We start from the raw sequence: 17,148 nt of genomic DNA, 5'->3' as shown, positions 1-17,148 counted from the left end.
TCTGCAACTTCATGACGGAGGCGCCGATGATCTGGAAACACGTGATGCTGGCGGCCGCCCTGGCGGCGGGTCTGGCAAGCGGCCAGGCCCACGCTCAATCTTCCGCGAAGGCGGCTGAACAGGCGGCCTTCCTGTTCACCTACGACGTCGATCGCGGCAAGCAGGACGCCTTCGAGGCCGGCTACGCCGCGCACCTGCAATGGCACGCCGCCCACGCCGACGCCCTGCCCTGGTTCGGCTGGTACGTGACCAGCGGTCCGCGCACCGGCCTGTTCGTCGACGGGACCTTCGGCGTCCCGTTCGCGGCCATGGACCGCCGGCCCGATCCCGCCGGCGACGGCGCCGACATGGAGGCCCGCGTCCTGCCCTACGCCAAGGCGCGCGCCTATTCGGCCCATGTGCTGTGGCCCGAGCCCAGCACGGTCCGCAGCCTGGAGGAGCGCCAGCCCAGCCCGGTGCTCGACGTCTACAGCCCGCGCGTCGCCCCCGGTGACGTCGCGGCCTTCGAGGCCGCCCTGCTCGCCGCGGCCCAGGCCGGCCAGACCGGCAAGGGCGCCCTCGGCTGGACCTGGTACCGCCTGGCGGGCGGCGGCGATCTCGGCAGCTACCTGGTGCTGGTCCCGCGCCGCGCCTGGGCCGACCTCGCCGGCCGCCCCGCCGACCTGGCGGGACTGATGGCGGCGGCCTATGGCGCGAGTCCGGACCAGGCCCGCGCGGCAGTCTTGGTCAAGGGCGTCGAGGTCGAGACCTGGTCCTACAAGCCCAAGCTCAGCCGCCTGCCCTAGGCCTTGCATTCCCCCTGAGCCGCGACGCTGACGCCCTTGGCGGCGGCGGTGCAGGCGCTGGAGTAGGTCTTGCCGTCGCAGCCGCAGACCGGGGCGTAGATCATCGTGCACATCTGCGGCGGCTTGCGGCAGACGCCAGAGGCGTCGGCCACCGTTCGGCACTGGCCCGGCTGCATCTGGCAGCTCAGCCCTTCGGCGCATTGGAAGCCGGCGAACCCGCCGCACATGCCGCCCTCGGCCACCGGGGCGCGGGCGTTGGTCGGCGGCGTCGACTGCGCCGGGGCTGAACCGGGGCTGGAACAGGCCAGCAGGCTCAGCGAAGCCAGCAGGATGGTCAGGGGTCGCCAGGTCATCGCGAAGCTCCGTCGGGCTGAAACCGTCTAAGGAACGCGCCATCCTGCCATGCGTCCATCCAGACCGGCAAATCGGTGTCCGCCGCCCGTGGCGCGACCTATCCCCCTCTTTTCTTCGTGCGCCGCACGGCCCATACGGGGCGCTCCCGCCGAATCGACGCATGTTCCCGTAATGTCCTCCAAAGACGCTCCCGCTTCCTTCTCGTTGTTCGACGACGACGCCCTGGCTCCGGTCCCGGCCTCGCCGTTCCCTGCCCGCGAGCCGCATCCTCAGCCCGCGCCGCGCCCCGCCGCGCCGCCGCCGCCCTCGGCCGCGCCCTCGTCCGCGCCCTCGTCCGGAGCGCCTTCGTCCGGCGGGTACGACGCCAGCTCGATCGAAGTGCTGGAAGGCCTGGAGCCCGTGCGCATGCGTCCGGGCATGTACATCGGCGGCACCGACGAGCGGGCCCTGCACCACCTGTTCGCCGAAGTGCTGGACAACTCGATGGACGAGGCCGTGGCCGGCTTCGCCAAGACCATCGAGGTCAAGCTCGACGCCGACGGCTACCTGTCGGTCCGCGACGACGGGCGCGGCATGCCGGTCGACGAGCACCCCAAGCATCCGGGCAAGTCGGCCCTGGAAGTGATCATGACCGTCCTGCACGCGGGCGGTAAGTTCAGCGGCAAGGCCTACGAGACCTCGGGCGGCCTGCACGGGGTCGGCGCCAGCGTCGTCAACGCCCTGTCCGAACTGGTCGAGGTCACCGTCTGGCGCGACGGCTTCGAGCACCGCCAGAGCTTCGCGCGCGGCAAGCCGCTGGGCCCGGTCGAGAAGATCCAGCCCAGCAAGAAGCGCGGCACCCAGGTGCGCTTCAAACCCGACGACCAGATCTTCGGCGAAGGCTGCGGCTTCAAGCCGGCGCGCCTGTACCGCATGGCCCGCTCCAAGGCCTATCTGTTCCGCGGCGTGCAGATCAAATGGTCCTGCGATCCCTCGCGAATCCAGGACCAGACCCCCGCCGAGGCCACCTTCCACTTCCCCAACGGCCTGGCCGACTTCCTGGCCGAGCGCACCAAGGGCCTGGAGCTGGTCACGCCCGACAGCTTCTCCGGGCGCATCGAGCGTCAGGGCGAGGCCGGCGCGGTCGAGTGGGCCATCGCCTGGACCCCGCGCGGCTTCGGCGAGCATGACGGCTTCATGCAGTCGTACTGCAACACCGTGCCGACCCCCGAGGGCGGCACCCACGAGAGCGGCCTGCGCGCCGCCCTGACCCGGGGCCTGAAGGCCTACGCCGAACTGAAGAACGAGAAGCGCGCGGCGATCATCACCGCCGACGACGTGATCGCCCAGGCCGGCGCCCTGATCTCGGTGTTCATCAAGAACCCGGAATTCCAGGGCCAGACCAAGGAAAAGCTGTCCTCGAGCGAGGCCCAGCGCTTCGTCGAAAACGCCCTGCGCGACCCGTTCGACCACTGGCTGACCGGTTCGCCCAAGGCCGCCCAGGCCCTGCTGGAGTTCGTCATCGAGCGCGCCGAGGAACGCCTCAAGCGCCGCAAGGACAAGGAAGTCCAGCGCGCCTCGGCGACCCGCAAGCTGCGCCTGCCGGGCAAGCTGGCCGACTGCGCGGCTGGGGCCGTCGATGGCGCCGAGCTGTTCATCGTCGAAGGCGACTCGGCCGGCGGCTCGGCCAAGCAGGCCCGCAACCGCAAGAACCAGGCGATCCTGCCCCTGCGCGGCAAGATCCTCAACGTGGCCTCGGCCAGCGGCGAGAAGTTCACGGCCAACAAGGAGCTCAGCGACCTGATGCTGGCCCTCGGGGCCCAGGGCGGCAACCGGTACAAGGAAGAGGATCTGCGCTACGAGCGGATCATCATCATGACCGACGCCGACGTCGACGGCGCCCACATCGCCAGCCTGCTGATCACCTTCTTCTACCGGACCATGCCGGACCTGATCCGCCAGGGGCACCTGTTCCTGGCCCTGCCGCCGCTGTACCGCATCAGCCACGGCGGCAAGAGCGCCTACGCCCGCGACGACGAGCACAAGGACGAGCTCTTGGCCACGATGTTCAAGGGCAAGAAGCCCGAGATCGGCCGCTTCAAGGGCCTGGGCGAGATGATGGCCTCCCAGCTGAAGGAGACCACCATGGACCCGTCGGTGCGCACCCTGGCCAAGATCACCCTCCCCCGGTCCGAGGAAGCGGTCGAGGCCCTGGTCGAGACCCTGATGGGCCGCAAGCCCGAGCTGCGCTTCCGGTTCATCCAGGAGAACGCCGAGTTCGCGGCGGACGACCTGGATCTGTAGGGATCCTTTTCTGAACAGGTAGGGCGGCGACCGCTTGCCCCCTACGGGTCGCTTCGCGACCGTCTTCCCCCCGCGGGGGGAAGAGGAAGGCGCGCGTCCTCCGGCCCCCATGGGGGCGGACAGACCGCGAAGCGGTCAGGTTGGGGGCGAGTGGGTGCGCCACGATCGCGCGACCATTTCGCCGCACCGCAGCATTCTTTCCCCCGCGCCCTTGCTTTCCGGACGGTTTTGGCCTCCTTAGGCCGCCCATCAGACCGTGTTTCGTCGCGCCTCATCGGCATCCCGGCGAAAAAGGTCTATTCTCTGAAGATATTGACCAAGAACACGGTCCGTTTGGGGGTCGTATTTGGTCGTGGTGCGGGCCGCACGTGTGTGTGTGCCGTCCGCTTGAACCGAATTGGACCTATATGCCCTTCCCCGCCTCCCACCCCGCTCTTGAGCGGGCTCTTGCCGCTCAAGGTTATTCCGAGCCCACCCCCGTCCAGGCCGCCGTGCTGGAAGCCGACGCCGAAGGCCGCGACCTGCTGGTCAGCGCCCAGACCGGCTCGGGCAAGACCGTGGCCTTCGGCCTGGCCGCCGCCACCACCCTGCTGGGCGACGCCGAGAAATTCTCCAAGGCCGGCGCCCCGATGTGCCTGGTCATCGCCCCGACCCGTGAACTGGCCATCCAGGTCAATCGCGAGCTGACGTGGCTGTACGCCGACGCCGGCGCCGTGGTCGTCAACTGCGTGGGCGGCATGGACGCTCGCCGCGAGCAGCGCGCGCTGAACTACGGCGCCCACATCGTGGTCGGCACCCCCGGCCGCCTGCGCGACCACATCGAGCGCGGCCACCTGGACCTGTCGGAGCTGAAGGTCGCCGTCCTCGACGAGGCCGACGAGATGCTCGACATGGGCTTCCGCGAGGACCTCGAATTCATCCTCGACGCCGCCCCCAAGGAACGCCGCACCCTGCTGTTCTCGGCCACCCTGGCGCGCGAGATCGTGCAGCTGGCCAAGAGCTACCAGAACGACGCCCTGCGCATCGACACCCTGGGCCGCAACGAGCCGCACCGCGACATCGAGTATCGCGCCGTTCGCGTGGCGCCCAACGAGACCGAGCACGCGATCGTCAACCTGCTGCGCTATTTCGAAAGCCCCGGCGCCCTGGTGTTCTGCAACACCCGCGAAAGCGTCCGCGCCCTGCACAGCAAGCTGCGCGAGCGCGGCTTCGCCGTGGTCGGCCTTTCGGGCGAACTGAGCCAACGTGAACGCGCCGACGCCCTGCAGGCGCTGCGCGACGGCCACGCCCGCGTCTGCGTCGCCACCGACGTCGCCGCCCGCGGTCTCGATCTGCCAGACCTGGGCCTGGTCATCCACGCCGAACTGCCGGTCAACAAGGCCACCCTGCTGCACCGTTCGGGCCGCACCGGCCGGGCCGGCAAGAAGGGCGTCTCGGCCCTGGTCGTCCCCTACACCCGCCGCCGCAAGGCCGAGCAGCTGCTGATGGCCGCCGGCGTCGAAGGCCAGTGGGGCGGCGCCCCGACCGCCGACGAGATCCGCGCCAAGGACACCGAGCGCCTGCTCGACGACCCGATCTTCAACGAGGCCGTGGTCGAGGAAGACACCACCCTGGCCGAGGCCATGCTGGCCAAGCGCACGCCGCTGGAGATCGCCGCCGCCCTGATCCGCACCCGCCGCGCCAAGCTGCCGGCCCCGGAAGAGATCTACGACGACCCGCGCCACGGCGCTGACCCGGGCCCGCGCGTGCGCGGGGAGCGTTCCAATGACGCCGGCGACCGCTTCGCCGATCGCGGGGCCCGCGACTTTGGGGACCGACCGGAACGCGAGCCGCGCGCCGACATGAGCAACTCGGCCTGGTTCCGCCTCAACACCGGCCGCCGCAACAACGCCGACCCCAAGTGGCTGATCCCGCTGATCTGCCGCCTGGGCCACATCACCAAGAAGGACATCGGCTCGATCCGGATCTTCGACTACGACACCAAGTTCGAGATCTCGGCCGAGGCGGAAGTGAAGTTCGGGGCGGCGGTGCAGGCCACCGTGCGCGACGACGTGACCATCACCCCGACCACGGCCCCGGCCGCCCGGGACGCTTCGGGTCCGCGCAAGGAATACGCCCCGCGCCCGCCCCGTGACGACAACGACGCACCGCGCCGCGAATATACCCCGCGCCCGCCCCGCGACGACGCCGGTCCCCGCGGCCCGCGCGCCAACGCCCCGGGTTCGCGCGACAGCAGCCCGCGTCCGTCCTCGTACGGCGCCGACGGCGTGAGCAACGCCAAGCCCTACGCCCGTGGCGAGGAACCCAAGCGCGACTACAAGCCGCGAGACCGCGACGAGGGTCCCAAGCGCGATTTCAAGCCGCGTCCGCCCCGTGACGACGCCCCGCGCGACTTCCAGCCCCGCGCCCCGCGCGACGAGGCCCCCAAGGCCTATTCGCCGCTGAACGAAGGCCCGGCCCCGCGCCGCGCCCCTCGCGAAGCCCGCGAGAGCGTGCCCTACGACCCGGACCACAAGCCGGCCAAGGCGCCCTACGTCGCCCGTCCCCGCGACGGCGCGCCGGGCGGCAAGCCCTACGCCGGCAAGCCGCGCGCCGATGGTCCGGCCACGCCGTTCAAGGGCCCCAAGCCGTTCAAGGCCCCCAAGGCCTTCAAGAGCGGGGGCTCCTTCGGCGACAAGCCGGCGTTCGGCGGCCCCAAGCCCGCCTTCGGCAAGAAGCCGGGCGGCAAGACGCCGTACAAGAAGAAGTAGTTTGAGCCAGGCCCTCCCCCTGTGGGGGAGGTGTCGTCCCGGCTTCGGGACGACGGAGGGGGGAGTATCACGGCCTCGACCGCATGCCGGATCGACCAGCCTATAGCTCCCCCCACCGATCGCTTCGCGATCGCCTCCCCCACGGGGGGAGGAATTTCTAAACCGCCTGCCCGGCGCACCAGCCCGACGCCCAGGCCCACTGGAAGTTATACCCGCCCAGCCAGCCGGTGACGTCCACGACCTCGCCGATGAAATACAGGCCCGGCGCCGCCTTGGCCTCCATGGTCCGCGAGTCCAGGCCGTCGGTGTCGACCCCGCCCAGGGTCACCTCGGCCGTCCGATAGCCCTCCGAACCCACCGGCTTGAACGTCCAGGCGTTGACCGTCGCGGCCACGCCGCGCAGCAGGACGTCAGAACAGTCGGCCATGTTGCCGTAAGCCCCGGCGTCCTCGGCGATCAACTGGGCCAGGCGCTTGGGCAGCATCTCGCCCAGCACGGTGGACAACGCTCGCTTGGGCGTGGCCGTCCGCGCGGTGCGCAGGACCTGGAAGACGTCGACGCCCGGGGCCATGTCGACGCTGATCTCACCGCCCTCGCGCCAGTAGGACGAGATCTGCAGGATCGACGGGCCCGACAGGCCGCGGTGGGTGAACAACATGGCCTCGGCGAACTTGGTCTTGCCGCTGGCGACCACCGCGTCCAGGGCCACGCCCGACAACGGCGCCAGACGCTCCAGGGTCTTCACCTCGAAGGTCAGGGGCACCAGGGCCGGGCGGGTCTCGACGATGCTCAGCCCGAACTGCTGGGCGATCTCGTAGCCCAGGCCCGTCGCGCCCATCTTCGGAATGGACTTGCCGCCGGTAGCGACCACGACCGAGCGGCAGGTCACCGGGCCGTTCGAGAAGCTGACCCGCCAGCCCTCCCCATCCCTGGCCACGTCCTTGACCTCGGTCTCCAAGCGCAGCTTCACGCCCGCCCGGTCCATCTCGGTCAGCAGCATCTCGATGACCTGCTTGGCCGAGCCGTCGCAGAACAGTTGGCCCAGCGTCTTCTCGTGGAAGGCGATGCCGTAGCGTTGGACCAGGGCGATGAAGTCGCTGGGCCGATAGCGGCGCAGGGCCGAGACGCAGAACTTCGGATTGGCCGACAGGAAGTTGGCCGGCGCGGTGTTGACGTTGGTGAAGTTGCAGCGCCCGCCGCCGCTGATGCGGATCTTCTCGCCGGGGGCCTTGGCGTGGTCGACGATCAGCACCGAGCGGCCGCGCTTGCCCGCCTCGATGGCGCACATCATGCCGGCCGCGCCGGCGCCCAGCACCACGACGTCGAAGTCTTCCAAGGCTCGAGCCCTCTCTATTGAGGGGCGTATCGACAGGAGGCGGGCCGGGAAGTCAATGCGGCGAAGCGGTCAGCCCGCCCGCCGCATCGGCGCGGCGTCGGCCTGGCCGCCGCTGACCTGGAAGCGGCGCATCATCTGCACCAGGCCGCCGATCTCGGTCTTGAGGGCATGGCTGACGGCGGTGGCCTGTTCGATCATGGCGGCGTTCTGCTGGACGCCCTGGTCCATCTGGTTGACGGCGGCGTTGACCTCGTTGAGGCCGGTGGCCTGCTCGCCGGCCGAGGCGGCCAGCTCCTTCACCAGGGCGTCGATCTCGCCCACCTTGAACACGATGCCTTCGAGGGCCTCGCCGGTCTGGCCGACCAGCTTGACGCCCTGCCCGACCTGGCTGGCAGAGGTCGAGATCAGGGTCTTGATCTCCTTGGCCGCTTCGGCCGAGCGCTGGGCCAGGGCCCGGACCTCCTGGGCGACCACCGCGAAGCCGCGGCCCGCGTCGCCCGCCCGGGCGGCTTCGACCCCGGCGTTCAGGGCCAGCAGGTTGGTCTGGAAGGCGATCTCGTCGATCACGCCGATGATCTGGCCGATCTGCTGGGAGGACTGCTCGATGCCGGTCATCGCCGCGACGGCGTCGCGCACGACCTCGCCCGAGCGTTCGGCGTCCTCGCGGGTCGAGCCGACCACGCGGGCGGCGTCGTTGGCCCCCTGCGAGGCGCGGCGGACCGTGGCGGTGATCTCGTCCAGCGCCGCGGCGGTCTCTTCCAGGCCGGCGGCCTGCTGCTCGCTGCGGCGGGCGGTGTTGTCGGCGGCGGCGGTGATCTCGTCGGAACTGCGGCCGATGCCGCCGACCGCGGCCAGGACCTGGCCCATCGCCTGGTCCAGGTGCTCCATGGCGCCGTTGAAATCGGTGCGCAGCTGGCCGTAGCCCTCGGGGAACGGGTCAACGACGCGCACGGTCAGGTCGCCGCGCGACAACCGAGCCAGGCCGGCCGCGATTCGCTCCATGACGAAGGCCTGGTCCTGGGCCGCGCCCTGGCTGGCCGCTTCGTTACGGCGCCGCTCGGCCTCGCTGGCGGCGCTGATCCGCTGCTGCTCGGCTTCCGACGTCCGCAGGGCCACGGCGTTGTCCTTGAACACCTGGACGGCGCGGGCCATCAGGCCCACCTCGTCCTTGCGGCCGGTGGCGGCGACGGTCACGTCCAGCTCGCCCTGGGCCAGGGTGGTCATGGTCTTGGACAGCGAAGCGATCGGACGGGAGATCTTGGTCGCGCCGATCCACAGCGCGAACCCCATGCCGGTGATCGCGGCGACCAGGCCCAGCAGCATGGTCAGCAACGCGCCCTGATTGGCCTTCTTGTTGGCGCCGGCCACCAGGGCGTCGGTTTCAACGTGGTAGCCGTCGCCCCAGGCCTTGGCGTCCTTGGACAGGCTCTCGATGGCCGGATCCAGGGCCGAAAGGCGCGTGATGGCACCGGTGTCATCATTGGCCAGCCCGAGGTCGGCGGCGGCGCGTCCATCGGCGTAGAGGGCGTCGATGCGCTGGCGGAAACCGTCGGCGGTCGGGGCGATGGACGGATCGGCCTTGACCATCTTGTCCAGGCTGTCCTTGCCCTCGGCATAGACCTTGTCGAGCTCCTTGGAGGCCGACTGGGCCGCTTCGGACGCGCCCTCGTAGGTCACCGCACGGTGGGCGGCGTGGCCCATCATGCTCAGGCGACGGCTGAAGCGGGCCGACTGCACCTCGGCCGGCGAGCGCTGCTCGACGAGGATCCGGGTGGCGTCCTGCAGGCTCTTCTGCTGCCAGACCCCCATGCCCGTGCACCCCAGGACGGCGACGGCCAGGATCGCGGCGGGGAGCAAAACTTTGGTCGAAATCTTGAGGTCGTCGAGACCCATGGCTTCCCCCGTGGGGCCTTGAACGCTGAACAAGCGCGGCCGGTATCGTGTTTCGGAGGATGTTTTGCCCGCCCCGGTGAAAGAGCGGTTAACGTTGAGGAAACAGCCAAGCTAGCCCGGCCCGGGCGGACGGATCGTAAATCGTCGCGTGATGCTCCTGGGGCATCGGATCGTAGCGCCAGACCAGCCCCCTGGACGGTTTGGTTCGCAGCGCCGTGACGACGCGGTCCACGCCCTCCTGCATCGTGGTTCCCTCGTCCCCGATCGACAGGTAGAGCCGACGCCCGCCGAACTTCCCCTTGGCCAACAATGAGGACGCCTCGCGCGACAGGCTCTGATCGTCCCACCACAGGCTGGGGCTGGCGGCGAGATAGGCGTCGAAGGCCCGGGGTTCGCGCAGGAAGGTCTCGACAACGAACAGGCCGGCCAGGGACTCGCCGATCAGCCCGCCGCGGCCGCTCGTGCGATAGCGCGCCCCCACCCAGGGCTGAAGTTCGTCGACGAGGAAGCGGCGATACGTCGCGGAGCCGCCGGAGGTCGGCAGCAGCTCCCGATCCTTGGCGAAGGTCGCCGGGTGGGTCAGGTCGTGCTTGCGGTCGACGCCCTCGATCCCGACGACGATCATCGGCGCCGCCAGGCCGGCCGAGACCGCCTCGGCGACGATGTCGGTGATCTTGGGGAAGTCCTCCTGAACCGCGCCGCCATCCAGCAGATAGAGCACCGGATAGCGCCGCTTCGACCCCGCATAGCCCGGCGGCAGGGCGATATTGATCCGGCGCTGCCCGCCCAGCACCCGGCTGTCGACCATGAAGGTCCCGTCCGGGGTCACGGCGCGCGCCGCCATGGGAACGAGGGCCGCGGCGCCGGTGGCGGCGAGGAATCGTCTGCGATGCATGCCCAAGGCTCAGCCATGAGACGCCGATCGCCAAGACCGTTCGCGGAAAGCGCCGCCCCGCGCTTGACGCCAGCGCCTGGGGGGTTAGGAACCCTGCCCTCCTCCCGCCCAGGCGCTCCCATGACGTCCGTTCCCCAAGCGACGATCGGCATCGATTTCGGCACGACCAACACCGTCGTCTCGATGACCCATGGCGACGGCCCCGCCACGCTGGTGAGGTTCCCCACCGCCGACGGCGACATCTTCGCCTTCCGCTCGGCCCTGAGCTTCCACGCGATCATGGGCGTGGGCGGCCGCGCCAACGAACTGGTGACCGAGGCCGGCCCCTGGGCGATCGAGGCCTATGTCGAGGATCCGCTGGAGACCCGCTTCATCCAGTCGTTCAAGACCTTCGCCGCCAGCGCGGCCTTCACCGAGACCAAGATCCTCAACAAGCGCTACCTGTTCGAGGACCTGCTGTCGGACTTCCTGCTGAAGCTGAAGGGTCACGGCGGCGCGGCCATGGAGACGCTGCCGGCCCGGGTCATCGTCGGGCGGCCCGTGACCTTCGCCGGCGGCAATCCCGACGAGGCCCTGGCCCTGGCGCGCTACGAGGCCGGCTTCAGGCGCCTGGGCTTCACCGACATCCGCTACGCCTACGAACCGGTCGGGGCGGCGTTCTTCTTCGCCCGCCAGCTGAAGCAGGACGCCACCGTGCTGGTCGCCGACTTCGGCGGCGGCACCAGCGACTTCTCGATCGTGCGGTTCGAGCGCGCCCCTTCCGAGAATGGGGACGGCAAGCTGCGGTCCACCGCCCTGGCTCGCTCGGGCGTCGGCCTGGCCGGGGACGCCTTCGACTATCGGATCATCGACCAGTTGGTCTCGCCCGAACTGGGCAAGGGCAGCCTGTACCGCGCCTTCGACAACCGGCTGCCGATCCCCCAGCGCTATTACACCGCCTTCGCCCGCTGGGATCAGCTGGCCCTGCTGCGGGCCTCCAAGGACATGCGCGACATCCGCGCCCTGGAGCGCACGGCCATGGAGCCGGAGAAGATCCGCCGGCTGATCGAGGTGCTGGACGATAATCACGGCTACGCCCTCTACCGCGCGGTCTCGGCGCTGAAGGAGGCGCTGTCGAGCCAGGACGAGGCGACGTTCCGCTTCGAGGCCGGCTCGGTGCTGATCGAGAAGACCGTCCGGCGCACCGACTTCGAGGGCTGGATCGCCCCGGAGCTGAAGGCCATCGAGACCGCGGTCGACCAGGCGCTGGAGCGCGCCGGGCTGGGCCCCGACGGCGTCGACCGGGTCTTCCTGACCGGCGGCAGCTCGTTCGTCCCGGCCGTGCGCGCAATCTTTCTGCGCCGCTTCGGGACCGACAAGATCGAGGGCGGCGGCGAGTTCGAATCCATCGCCTCCGGCCTGGCCCTGATCGGCCGCGAAGACGACCTGGACCTGTGGAGCGAGAAGGCGGGTTAGGCGCCCTACTTCAGCCGATCATCGAACCTGGCCAGGGCGGCGCGGGCGCAGGCGTCGGCGGTCTCGTGGCTGGTGTCGGCCACGGCCAGGCCGCCCACCAGCTTGCCGTCCATGTGCAGCGGCAGCGAGCCGCCGTGGGGGTTCAGGCGATCGGGCTCGGCCTTGATCAGGGCGGCGAAGGCCGGGTCGGCCTTCTCGCGCGGCTCCATCTGGCTGCCCGGCGCGTCGAACTGGACGGCGGTGGCGGCCTTGCGCGGGGCCGCGATGGGCGGCTTCGGACTGGCGGACGCGCGCAGCACGACCAGCGGATTGCCCTTGTCGTCGACCACGGCGACGCTGACCGGCGCGCCCCGGGCGGCGCAGGCGTCGACGGCGGCGCGGGCCAGGTCGATGGAGAGCGGCAGGTCGAGGGCGGGCGTGGTCTGGGCCAGGGCGGTCATTGGAACGACCGCCAAGGAAGCCGTCAGGATCAAGGTCCGCATCGTCTCTGTTCTCCGCTCATCCCGACGGAAGCCGGGACCCAAGCCGAGCCTGGAGTAACGCGGAGTGGCCGATCGGCCAAGACCGCTCGGCTCCCGGCCTTCGCCGGAATGATCGGGAACGAAGAAAGGGGCTCGCGAACGAGCCCCTTTGAAGGATCACCCCTTGTTGGCCAGCGCCGCCTGCGCCGCGGCCAGGCGGGCGATCGGCACGCGGTAGGGCGAGCAGGACACGTAGTCCAGGCCGACCGTCTCGCAGAACGCGATCGAGGCGGGATCACCGCCATGCTCGCCGCAGATGCCCAGCTTGACGTCCGGACGAGCCGCGCGGCCCCGCTCGGCGGCGATGCGGATCAGGTCGCCGACGCCCTCCTGGTCGAGGCTGACGAAGGGGTCCTTGTCGAAGATGCCCTTGTCGATATAGGCGCCCAGGAACTTGCCGGCGTCGTCGCGGCTGATGCCGAAGGTGGTCTGGGTCAGGTCGTTGGTGCCGAAGCTGAAGAACTCGGCGTTGGCCGCCAGGTCGCCGGCCCGAAGGGCGGCGCGCGGCAGCTCGATCATGGTTCCGACCGTGTACTGAAGATCCACGCCCTGCTCCGCCAGCACCGCCTTGGCGGTGCGGTCGGTCAGGTCGCGCAGGTACTTCATCTCCTCGCCCTTGGCGACCAGCGGGTGCATGATTTCCGGGATCGGCGCGGCCTTGCCCGACTTGGCGATGTCGCAGGCGGCCTCGATGATCGCCCGGACCTGCATCTCGTAGATCTCGGGATACGACACGCCCAGGCGGCAGCCGCGGTGGCCGAGCATGGGGTTGGTCTCGTGCAGCTCCTTGGCCCGGCGCATCAGCTTCTGGGCGTCCAGGCCGGTGGCCTTGGCCACCGCCGCGACGTCTTCCTCCGTATGCGGCAGGAATTCGTGCAACGGCGGGTCCAGCAGGCGGATGGTGACCGGCAGGCCTTCCATGATCGTGAACAGCTCGACGAAGTCGGCCTTCTGGAACGGCGCGATCTTGGCCAGGGCGGCGCGGCGGCCGGCCTCGTCGTCGGCCAGGATCATCTCGCGCACGGCGGCGATCCGGGTGTCGTCGAAGAACATGTGCTCGGTGCGGCACAGGCCGATGCCCTCGGCGCCGAAGCCGCGGGCGGTCTTGGCGTCCAGCGGGGTTTCGGCGTTGGCGCGGACCTTCATGCGGCGCGCCGCGTCGGCCCACTCCATCAGGGTGGCGAAGTCGCCGGTCAGCTCGGGCTCGATCATCTTGGGCGAACCGACCAGGATCTCGCCGGTCGAGCCGTCGATGGTGATCGTTTCGCCGGCCTTGTAGTCGCGGCCGCGCACCCGGAACAGGCCTTCCTTGGGGAAGATGGCCACGTCGCCGGCGCCGCTGACGCAGGCCCGGCCCATGCCGCGCGCCACGACGGCGGCGTGGCTGGTCATGCCGCCCCGGGCGGTGATGATGCCCCGCGCGGCGTGCATGCCGTGGATGTCCTCGGGACTCGTCTCCTCGCGCACCAGGATCACGGCCTCGCCGGCGGCGGCGGCCTTTTCGGCGGCGTCGCTGTCGAAGACGATCTTGCCGGTGGCCGCGCCGGGCGAAGCCGGCAGGCCCTTGGCGATCAGCTCGCGATGGGCGGTCGGGTCGATGGTCGGATGCAGCAGCTGGTCCAGCGAGGCCGGCTCGACGCGGCCGATGGCCTCGTCGCGGCTGATCACGCCCTCGGCGGCCATGTCGACGGCGATCTTCAGGGCGGCCTTGGCGGTGCGCTTACCGCTGCGGGTCTGCAGCATGTAGAGCTTGCCCTGCTCGACCGTGAACTCGATGTCCTGCATGTCGCGGTAGTGGCGCTCCAGCGTCTCGACCACGGTCTTGAACTGGCCGAACACCTCCGGCATCGCCTCCTCCATCGAGGGGGCCGTGTCGCCCATCTCCTCGCGGGCGGCCTTGGTCAGGGACTGCGGCGTGCGGATGCCGGCCACCACGTCCTCGCCCTGGGCGTTGATCAGGAACTCGCCGTACAGGCGGCCGTCGCCGTTCGAGGGGTTGCGGGTGAAGGCCACGCCGGTCGCCGAGGTCTCGCCCATGTTGCCGAACACCATCGACTGGATGTTGACGGCGGTGCCCCAGGCCTCGGGGATGTCGTGCATGCGGCGATAGAACTTGGCCCGGTCGTTCATCCAGCTAGCGAACACCGCGCCGATGGCGCCCCACAGCTGCTCCTGGGCGTCCTGCGGGAAGGGCTTGCCCAGGGCGTCGCGGACGGCGGCCTTGTAGTCCTTGATCACCGCGGCCCAGTCGTCGGCGGTCAGGGCCGTGTCGACGGTGACGTCCAGCCGGTCCTTATGGTCGTCGAGGATCTCCTCGAACATGTGGTGCTCCAGGTCGAGCACGACGTTCGAGTACATCTGGATGAAGCGGCGATAGCTGTCATAGGCGAAGCGGCGGTCGCCCGAGAGCACGGCCAGGCCTTCGACGGTCTCGTCGTTCAGGCCCAGGTTCAGCACGGTGTCCATCATGCCCGGCATCGAGGCCCGGGCGCCCGAGCGCACCGAGACCAGCAGCGGGTTGGCGACGTCGCCGAAGCTCTTGCCGGTCAGCTGCTCGACCGTGGCCAGGCCCGCATTGACCTGTTCGGCCAGCTCGGCCGGGTACTGCTTGCCGTTGGCGTAGTAGTGGACGCAGGCCTCGGTGGTGACCGTGAAGCCCGGCGGCACGGGCAGGCCCAGGGACGACATCTCGGCGAGATTGGCGCCCTTGCCGCCCAGCAGGTTCTTCATCTTGGCGTCGCCGTCGGCGCCGCCGCCCCCGAACGAATAGACCCACTGCGTCTTGGTCAGCGTATCAACCGGCATTTTCTTGTTCACCCTGCGATAGTGAAAAAGCCGGCGGTTCTCTGTCGGAACCGTCCTGGCCTGGGACATGGAGCGTAAACGCCCATCCCGCACTGCAATATCCGGGCGTTCAGTAGCACCTTGTCAAAGAAGCCGTCCACCGACGGTTTGCGGTTCGCAGTCTACAGCGAAATTTCGGCAAATTCTTCCAATGACAACGTTGTCCTGATTGAGATTTGCGCGAGCAGCGAGGGGACGAACACCCATCTGAGTCTCGGAATGGCGTTGGCGAGGGTTGACTCCAGCCCTCGCCCGCCGGCCGCTTCAAGACCGGCGCGGCGCTAATGACGCGCGAACCGTCCCCATTTACTGCCCCTAGGTCAGCCCTCATATCTTGAACGCGCCGGCCGCCCGCAGGGGCGAAAACAAGACCGGGGAGGACATCATGGCGCCAGCAACGACCCATCCGGGGACGAGCGCGGCCGTTCGCGAGCCCCTTCACACGACGCCCGCCGCGCCGCTGGACGCGGTGGTGGTCGGGGCCGGCTTCGGCGGGCTCTACATGGTCCATCGGCTGCGCGAGGCCGGACTGACCGTCCAGGGGATCGAGGCCGCCGGCGACGTCGGCGGCACCTGGTGGTGGAACCGCTATCCCGGCGCCCGCTGCGACATCCCCAGCCTGCTCTATTCCTACACCTTCTCCGACGAGCTGCAGGCCGAGTGGCGGTGGAGCGAGAAGTACGCCACCCAGCCCGAGATCCTGGCCTACGCCCAGCACGTGGCCGATCGCTTCGATCTTCGGCCCCAATTCCTGTTCGAGACCCGCGTGACCTCGGCGGTCTTCGACGAGGCCGCCAAGCTCTGGCGGGTGAAGACCGACCGGGGCGACGAGATCGCCGCGCGGTTCTGCGTGATGGCCACCGGCTGCCTGTCGGCGCCGCGCGACTTCGATCTGCCGGGCGCGGACACGTTCGAGGGCGAGACCTACGTCACCGGCCTGTGGCCGCATGAGCCGATCGACTTCACGGGCAAGCGGGTGGCGGTGATCGGCACCGGCTCGTCGGCGGTCCAGTCGACGCCGCTGATCGCCGAGCAGGCCGAGCAGGTCTACGTGTTCCAGAGGACGCCCAACTACAGCCTGCCGGCCCTGAACGCCCCGCTGAGCGACGAGGAGGTGGCCGGGTTCCGCGCCAACTTCCCGGCCTATGTCGAGCTGCTGCGCAGCGGCCAGCCGCCCCTGCCCATCCCGTCCGCCGACTATGTGCCGTCCGACGAGGAGCTGAACGCCCTGGTCGAGCAGCTGTGGAACGGCTGGGGCCTGATCTCGGCCGTGCAGATCCCCAACATCGTGCGCGACGAACGCTGCAACCAAGCGGCCGGCGACTTCGTCCGCGCCAAGATCGCGCGGATCGTCAAGGACCCGGCCCTGGCCGAGAAGCTGACCCCGCGCAGCTTCCCGATCATGACCAAGCGGGCCTGCGTCGACACCGGCTGGTACGAGACCTTCAATCGCGACAATGTCGAGCTGGTCGATCTGCGCGACACGCCGATCACGGCGATCACCCCTACGGGGGTGCGCACGACGGACCGAGACTACCCGGTGGACGTGATCGTCAGCGCCCTGGGCTTCGACGCCATGACCGGCGCCCTGCTGCGCATGGACATCCGCGGCCGGGGCGGGCTGAGCCTGAAGGACGCCTGGGCCGAGGGCCCCAAGACCTATCTGGGCCTGGCGGTGGCGGGCTTCCCCAACCTGTTCACCGTCACCGGCCCGGGCAGCCCGTCGGTGCTGACCAACGTGCTGACCGCGGCCGAGCAGCATGTCGACTGGATCATGGACGCCATCGCCCACGTGCGGGCCACCAACGCCGCGACGCTGGAAGCGACCACCGACGCCCAGGAAGACTGGGTCGCCCACGTCAACGAAGAGGCCGACAAGACCCTCTTCCCCCGCGCGGCCTCCTGGTACATGGGCGCCAACATCCCGGGAAAGCCCCGGGTGTTCATGCCGTATGTCGGCGAGGGCTATAAGCTGCACTGCGACGCGGTGGCGGCGGAGGGGTATGCGGGGTTCGCGCTGGGGTCCTGATCG

At 69.8% G+C, this 17,148-nt stretch carries 11 protein-coding genes; 5 read left to right on the top strand and 6 right to left on the bottom strand.

Translation table 11 applies throughout. The features are described from left to right. Positions 1–26: 26 nt before the first annotated feature. Positions 27–785, top strand: a complete 759-nt coding sequence (locus ASD21_RS21825; protein WP_156398461.1) for a hypothetical protein — start codon at positions 27–29, stop codon at positions 783–785. Here ASD21_RS21825 and ASD21_RS21820 read toward each other — a convergent pair. Next, positions 782–1,138: a Kazal-type serine protease inhibitor family protein gene (locus ASD21_RS21820; RefSeq protein ID WP_056446564.1), complete on the bottom strand. Its 357-nt coding sequence runs from the start codon at positions 1,136–1,138 to the stop codon at positions 782–784. The genes ASD21_RS21825 and ASD21_RS21820 overlap by 4 nt on opposite strands. A 172-nt stretch (positions 1,139–1,310) precedes the next feature. Between ASD21_RS21820 and parE the strand changes: the two genes are divergently transcribed. Both parE and ASD21_RS21810 read left to right on the top strand, forming a co-directional pair. Continuing rightward, positions 1,311–3,422, top strand: a complete 2,112-nt coding sequence (parE, locus tag ASD21_RS21815; protein WP_056446561.1) for a DNA topoisomerase IV subunit B — start codon at positions 1,311–1,313, stop codon at positions 3,420–3,422. Between the two features lie 407 nt (positions 3,423–3,829). Then, complete coding sequence (locus ASD21_RS21810; protein WP_056446557.1) at positions 3,830–6,172, top strand: DEAD/DEAH box helicase; 2,343 nt, start codon at positions 3,830–3,832, stop codon at positions 6,170–6,172. Between the two features lie 157 nt (positions 6,173–6,329). Here ASD21_RS21810 and ASD21_RS21805 read toward each other — a convergent pair whose 3' ends face one another. From ASD21_RS21805 to ASD21_RS21795, 3 genes are all read right to left on the bottom strand, one after another. Continuing rightward, positions 6,330–7,508, bottom strand: a complete 1,179-nt coding sequence (locus ASD21_RS21805; RefSeq protein ID WP_056446554.1) for an NAD(P)/FAD-dependent oxidoreductase — start codon at positions 7,506–7,508, stop codon at positions 6,330–6,332. Positions 7,509–7,577: 69 nt separating this feature from the next. Continuing rightward, positions 7,578–9,401 (bottom strand): methyl-accepting chemotaxis protein, encoded by a 1,824-nt coding sequence (locus tag ASD21_RS21800; RefSeq protein WP_056446551.1) that lies wholly within the window; start codon positions 9,399–9,401, stop codon positions 7,578–7,580. A gap of 88 nt (positions 9,402–9,489) precedes the next feature. After that, positions 9,490–10,296: an alpha/beta hydrolase gene (locus ASD21_RS21795; RefSeq protein WP_056446548.1), complete on the bottom strand. Its 807-nt coding sequence runs from the start codon at positions 10,294–10,296 to the stop codon at positions 9,490–9,492. 120 nt (positions 10,297–10,416) lie between these two features. Here ASD21_RS21795 and ASD21_RS21790 point away from each other — a divergent pair, with 120 nt between their 5' ends. Beyond that, positions 10,417–11,751: an Hsp70 family protein gene (locus ASD21_RS21790; RefSeq protein ID WP_056446545.1), complete on the top strand. Its 1,335-nt coding sequence runs from the start codon at positions 10,417–10,419 to the stop codon at positions 11,749–11,751. Positions 11,752–11,756: 5 nt separating this feature from the next. Here the strand turns inward: ASD21_RS21790 and ASD21_RS21785 are convergent, their stop codons facing one another. Both ASD21_RS21785 and ppdK read right to left on the bottom strand, forming a co-directional pair. After that, positions 11,757–12,233 carry a GlcG/HbpS family heme-binding protein gene (locus ASD21_RS21785; protein WP_056446543.1) on the bottom strand — a complete coding sequence of 159 codons (477 nt, stop codon included), beginning with the start codon at positions 12,231–12,233 and terminating at the stop codon, positions 11,757–11,759. A 156-nt stretch (positions 12,234–12,389) separates the two neighbouring features. Next, positions 12,390–15,077 carry a pyruvate, phosphate dikinase gene (gene ppdK, locus ASD21_RS21780; protein WP_056446540.1) on the bottom strand — a complete coding sequence of 896 codons (2,688 nt, stop codon included), beginning with the start codon at positions 15,075–15,077 and terminating at the stop codon, positions 12,390–12,392. Between the two features lie 424 nt (positions 15,078–15,501). Here ppdK and ASD21_RS21775 point away from each other — a divergent pair, with 424 nt between their 5' ends. Next, positions 15,502–17,145 (top strand): flavin-containing monooxygenase, encoded by a 1,644-nt coding sequence (locus tag ASD21_RS21775; RefSeq protein WP_082554904.1) that lies wholly within the window; start codon positions 15,502–15,504, stop codon positions 17,143–17,145. The last annotated feature ends 3 nt before the right edge of the window (positions 17,146–17,148 follow it).

Origin of the sequence: Caulobacter sp. Root1455 (assembly GCF_001426905.1) — a bacterium.
In the GTDB taxonomy this organism is placed as follows: domain Bacteria; phylum Pseudomonadota; class Alphaproteobacteria; order Caulobacterales; family Caulobacteraceae; genus Caulobacter.
Note: the sequence above shows the minus strand (reverse complement) of the source record. Positions and strands in the feature narration are given on the sequence as shown.

Bases quoted from the DNA above. Each gene is read 5' to 3' on its own strand.
- ASD21_RS21790 (WP_056446545.1), top strand. From the start codon at position 10,417: ATGACGTCCGTTCCCCAAGCGACGATCGGCATCGATTTCGGCACGACC.
- ASD21_RS21820 (WP_056446564.1), bottom strand. From the start codon at position 1,138: ATGACCTGGCGACCCCTGACCATCCTGCTGGCTTCGCTGAGCCTGCTG.
- ASD21_RS21810 (WP_056446557.1), top strand. From the start codon at position 3,830: ATGCCCTTCCCCGCCTCCCACCCCGCTCTTGAGCGGGCTCTTGCCGCT.
- ASD21_RS21800 (WP_056446551.1), bottom strand. From the start codon at position 9,401: ATGGGTCTCGACGACCTCAAGATTTCGACCAAAGTTTTGCTCCCCGCC.
- ASD21_RS21825 (WP_156398461.1), top strand. From the start codon at position 27: ATGATCTGGAAACACGTGATGCTGGCGGCCGCCCTGGCGGCGGGTCTG.
- ASD21_RS21775 (WP_082554904.1), top strand. From the start codon at position 15,502: ATGGCGCCAGCAACGACCCATCCGGGGACGAGCGCGGCCGTTCGCGAG.
- ASD21_RS21785 (WP_056446543.1), bottom strand. From the start codon at position 12,233: ATGCGGACCTTGATCCTGACGGCTTCCTTGGCGGTCGTTCCAATGACC.
- ppdK (WP_056446540.1), bottom strand. From the start codon at position 15,077: ATGCCGGTTGATACGCTGACCAAGACGCAGTGGGTCTATTCGTTCGGG.
- parE (WP_056446561.1), top strand. From the start codon at position 1,311: ATGTCCTCCAAAGACGCTCCCGCTTCCTTCTCGTTGTTCGACGACGAC.
- ASD21_RS21795 (WP_056446548.1), bottom strand. From the start codon at position 10,296: ATGCATCGCAGACGATTCCTCGCCGCCACCGGCGCCGCGGCCCTCGTT.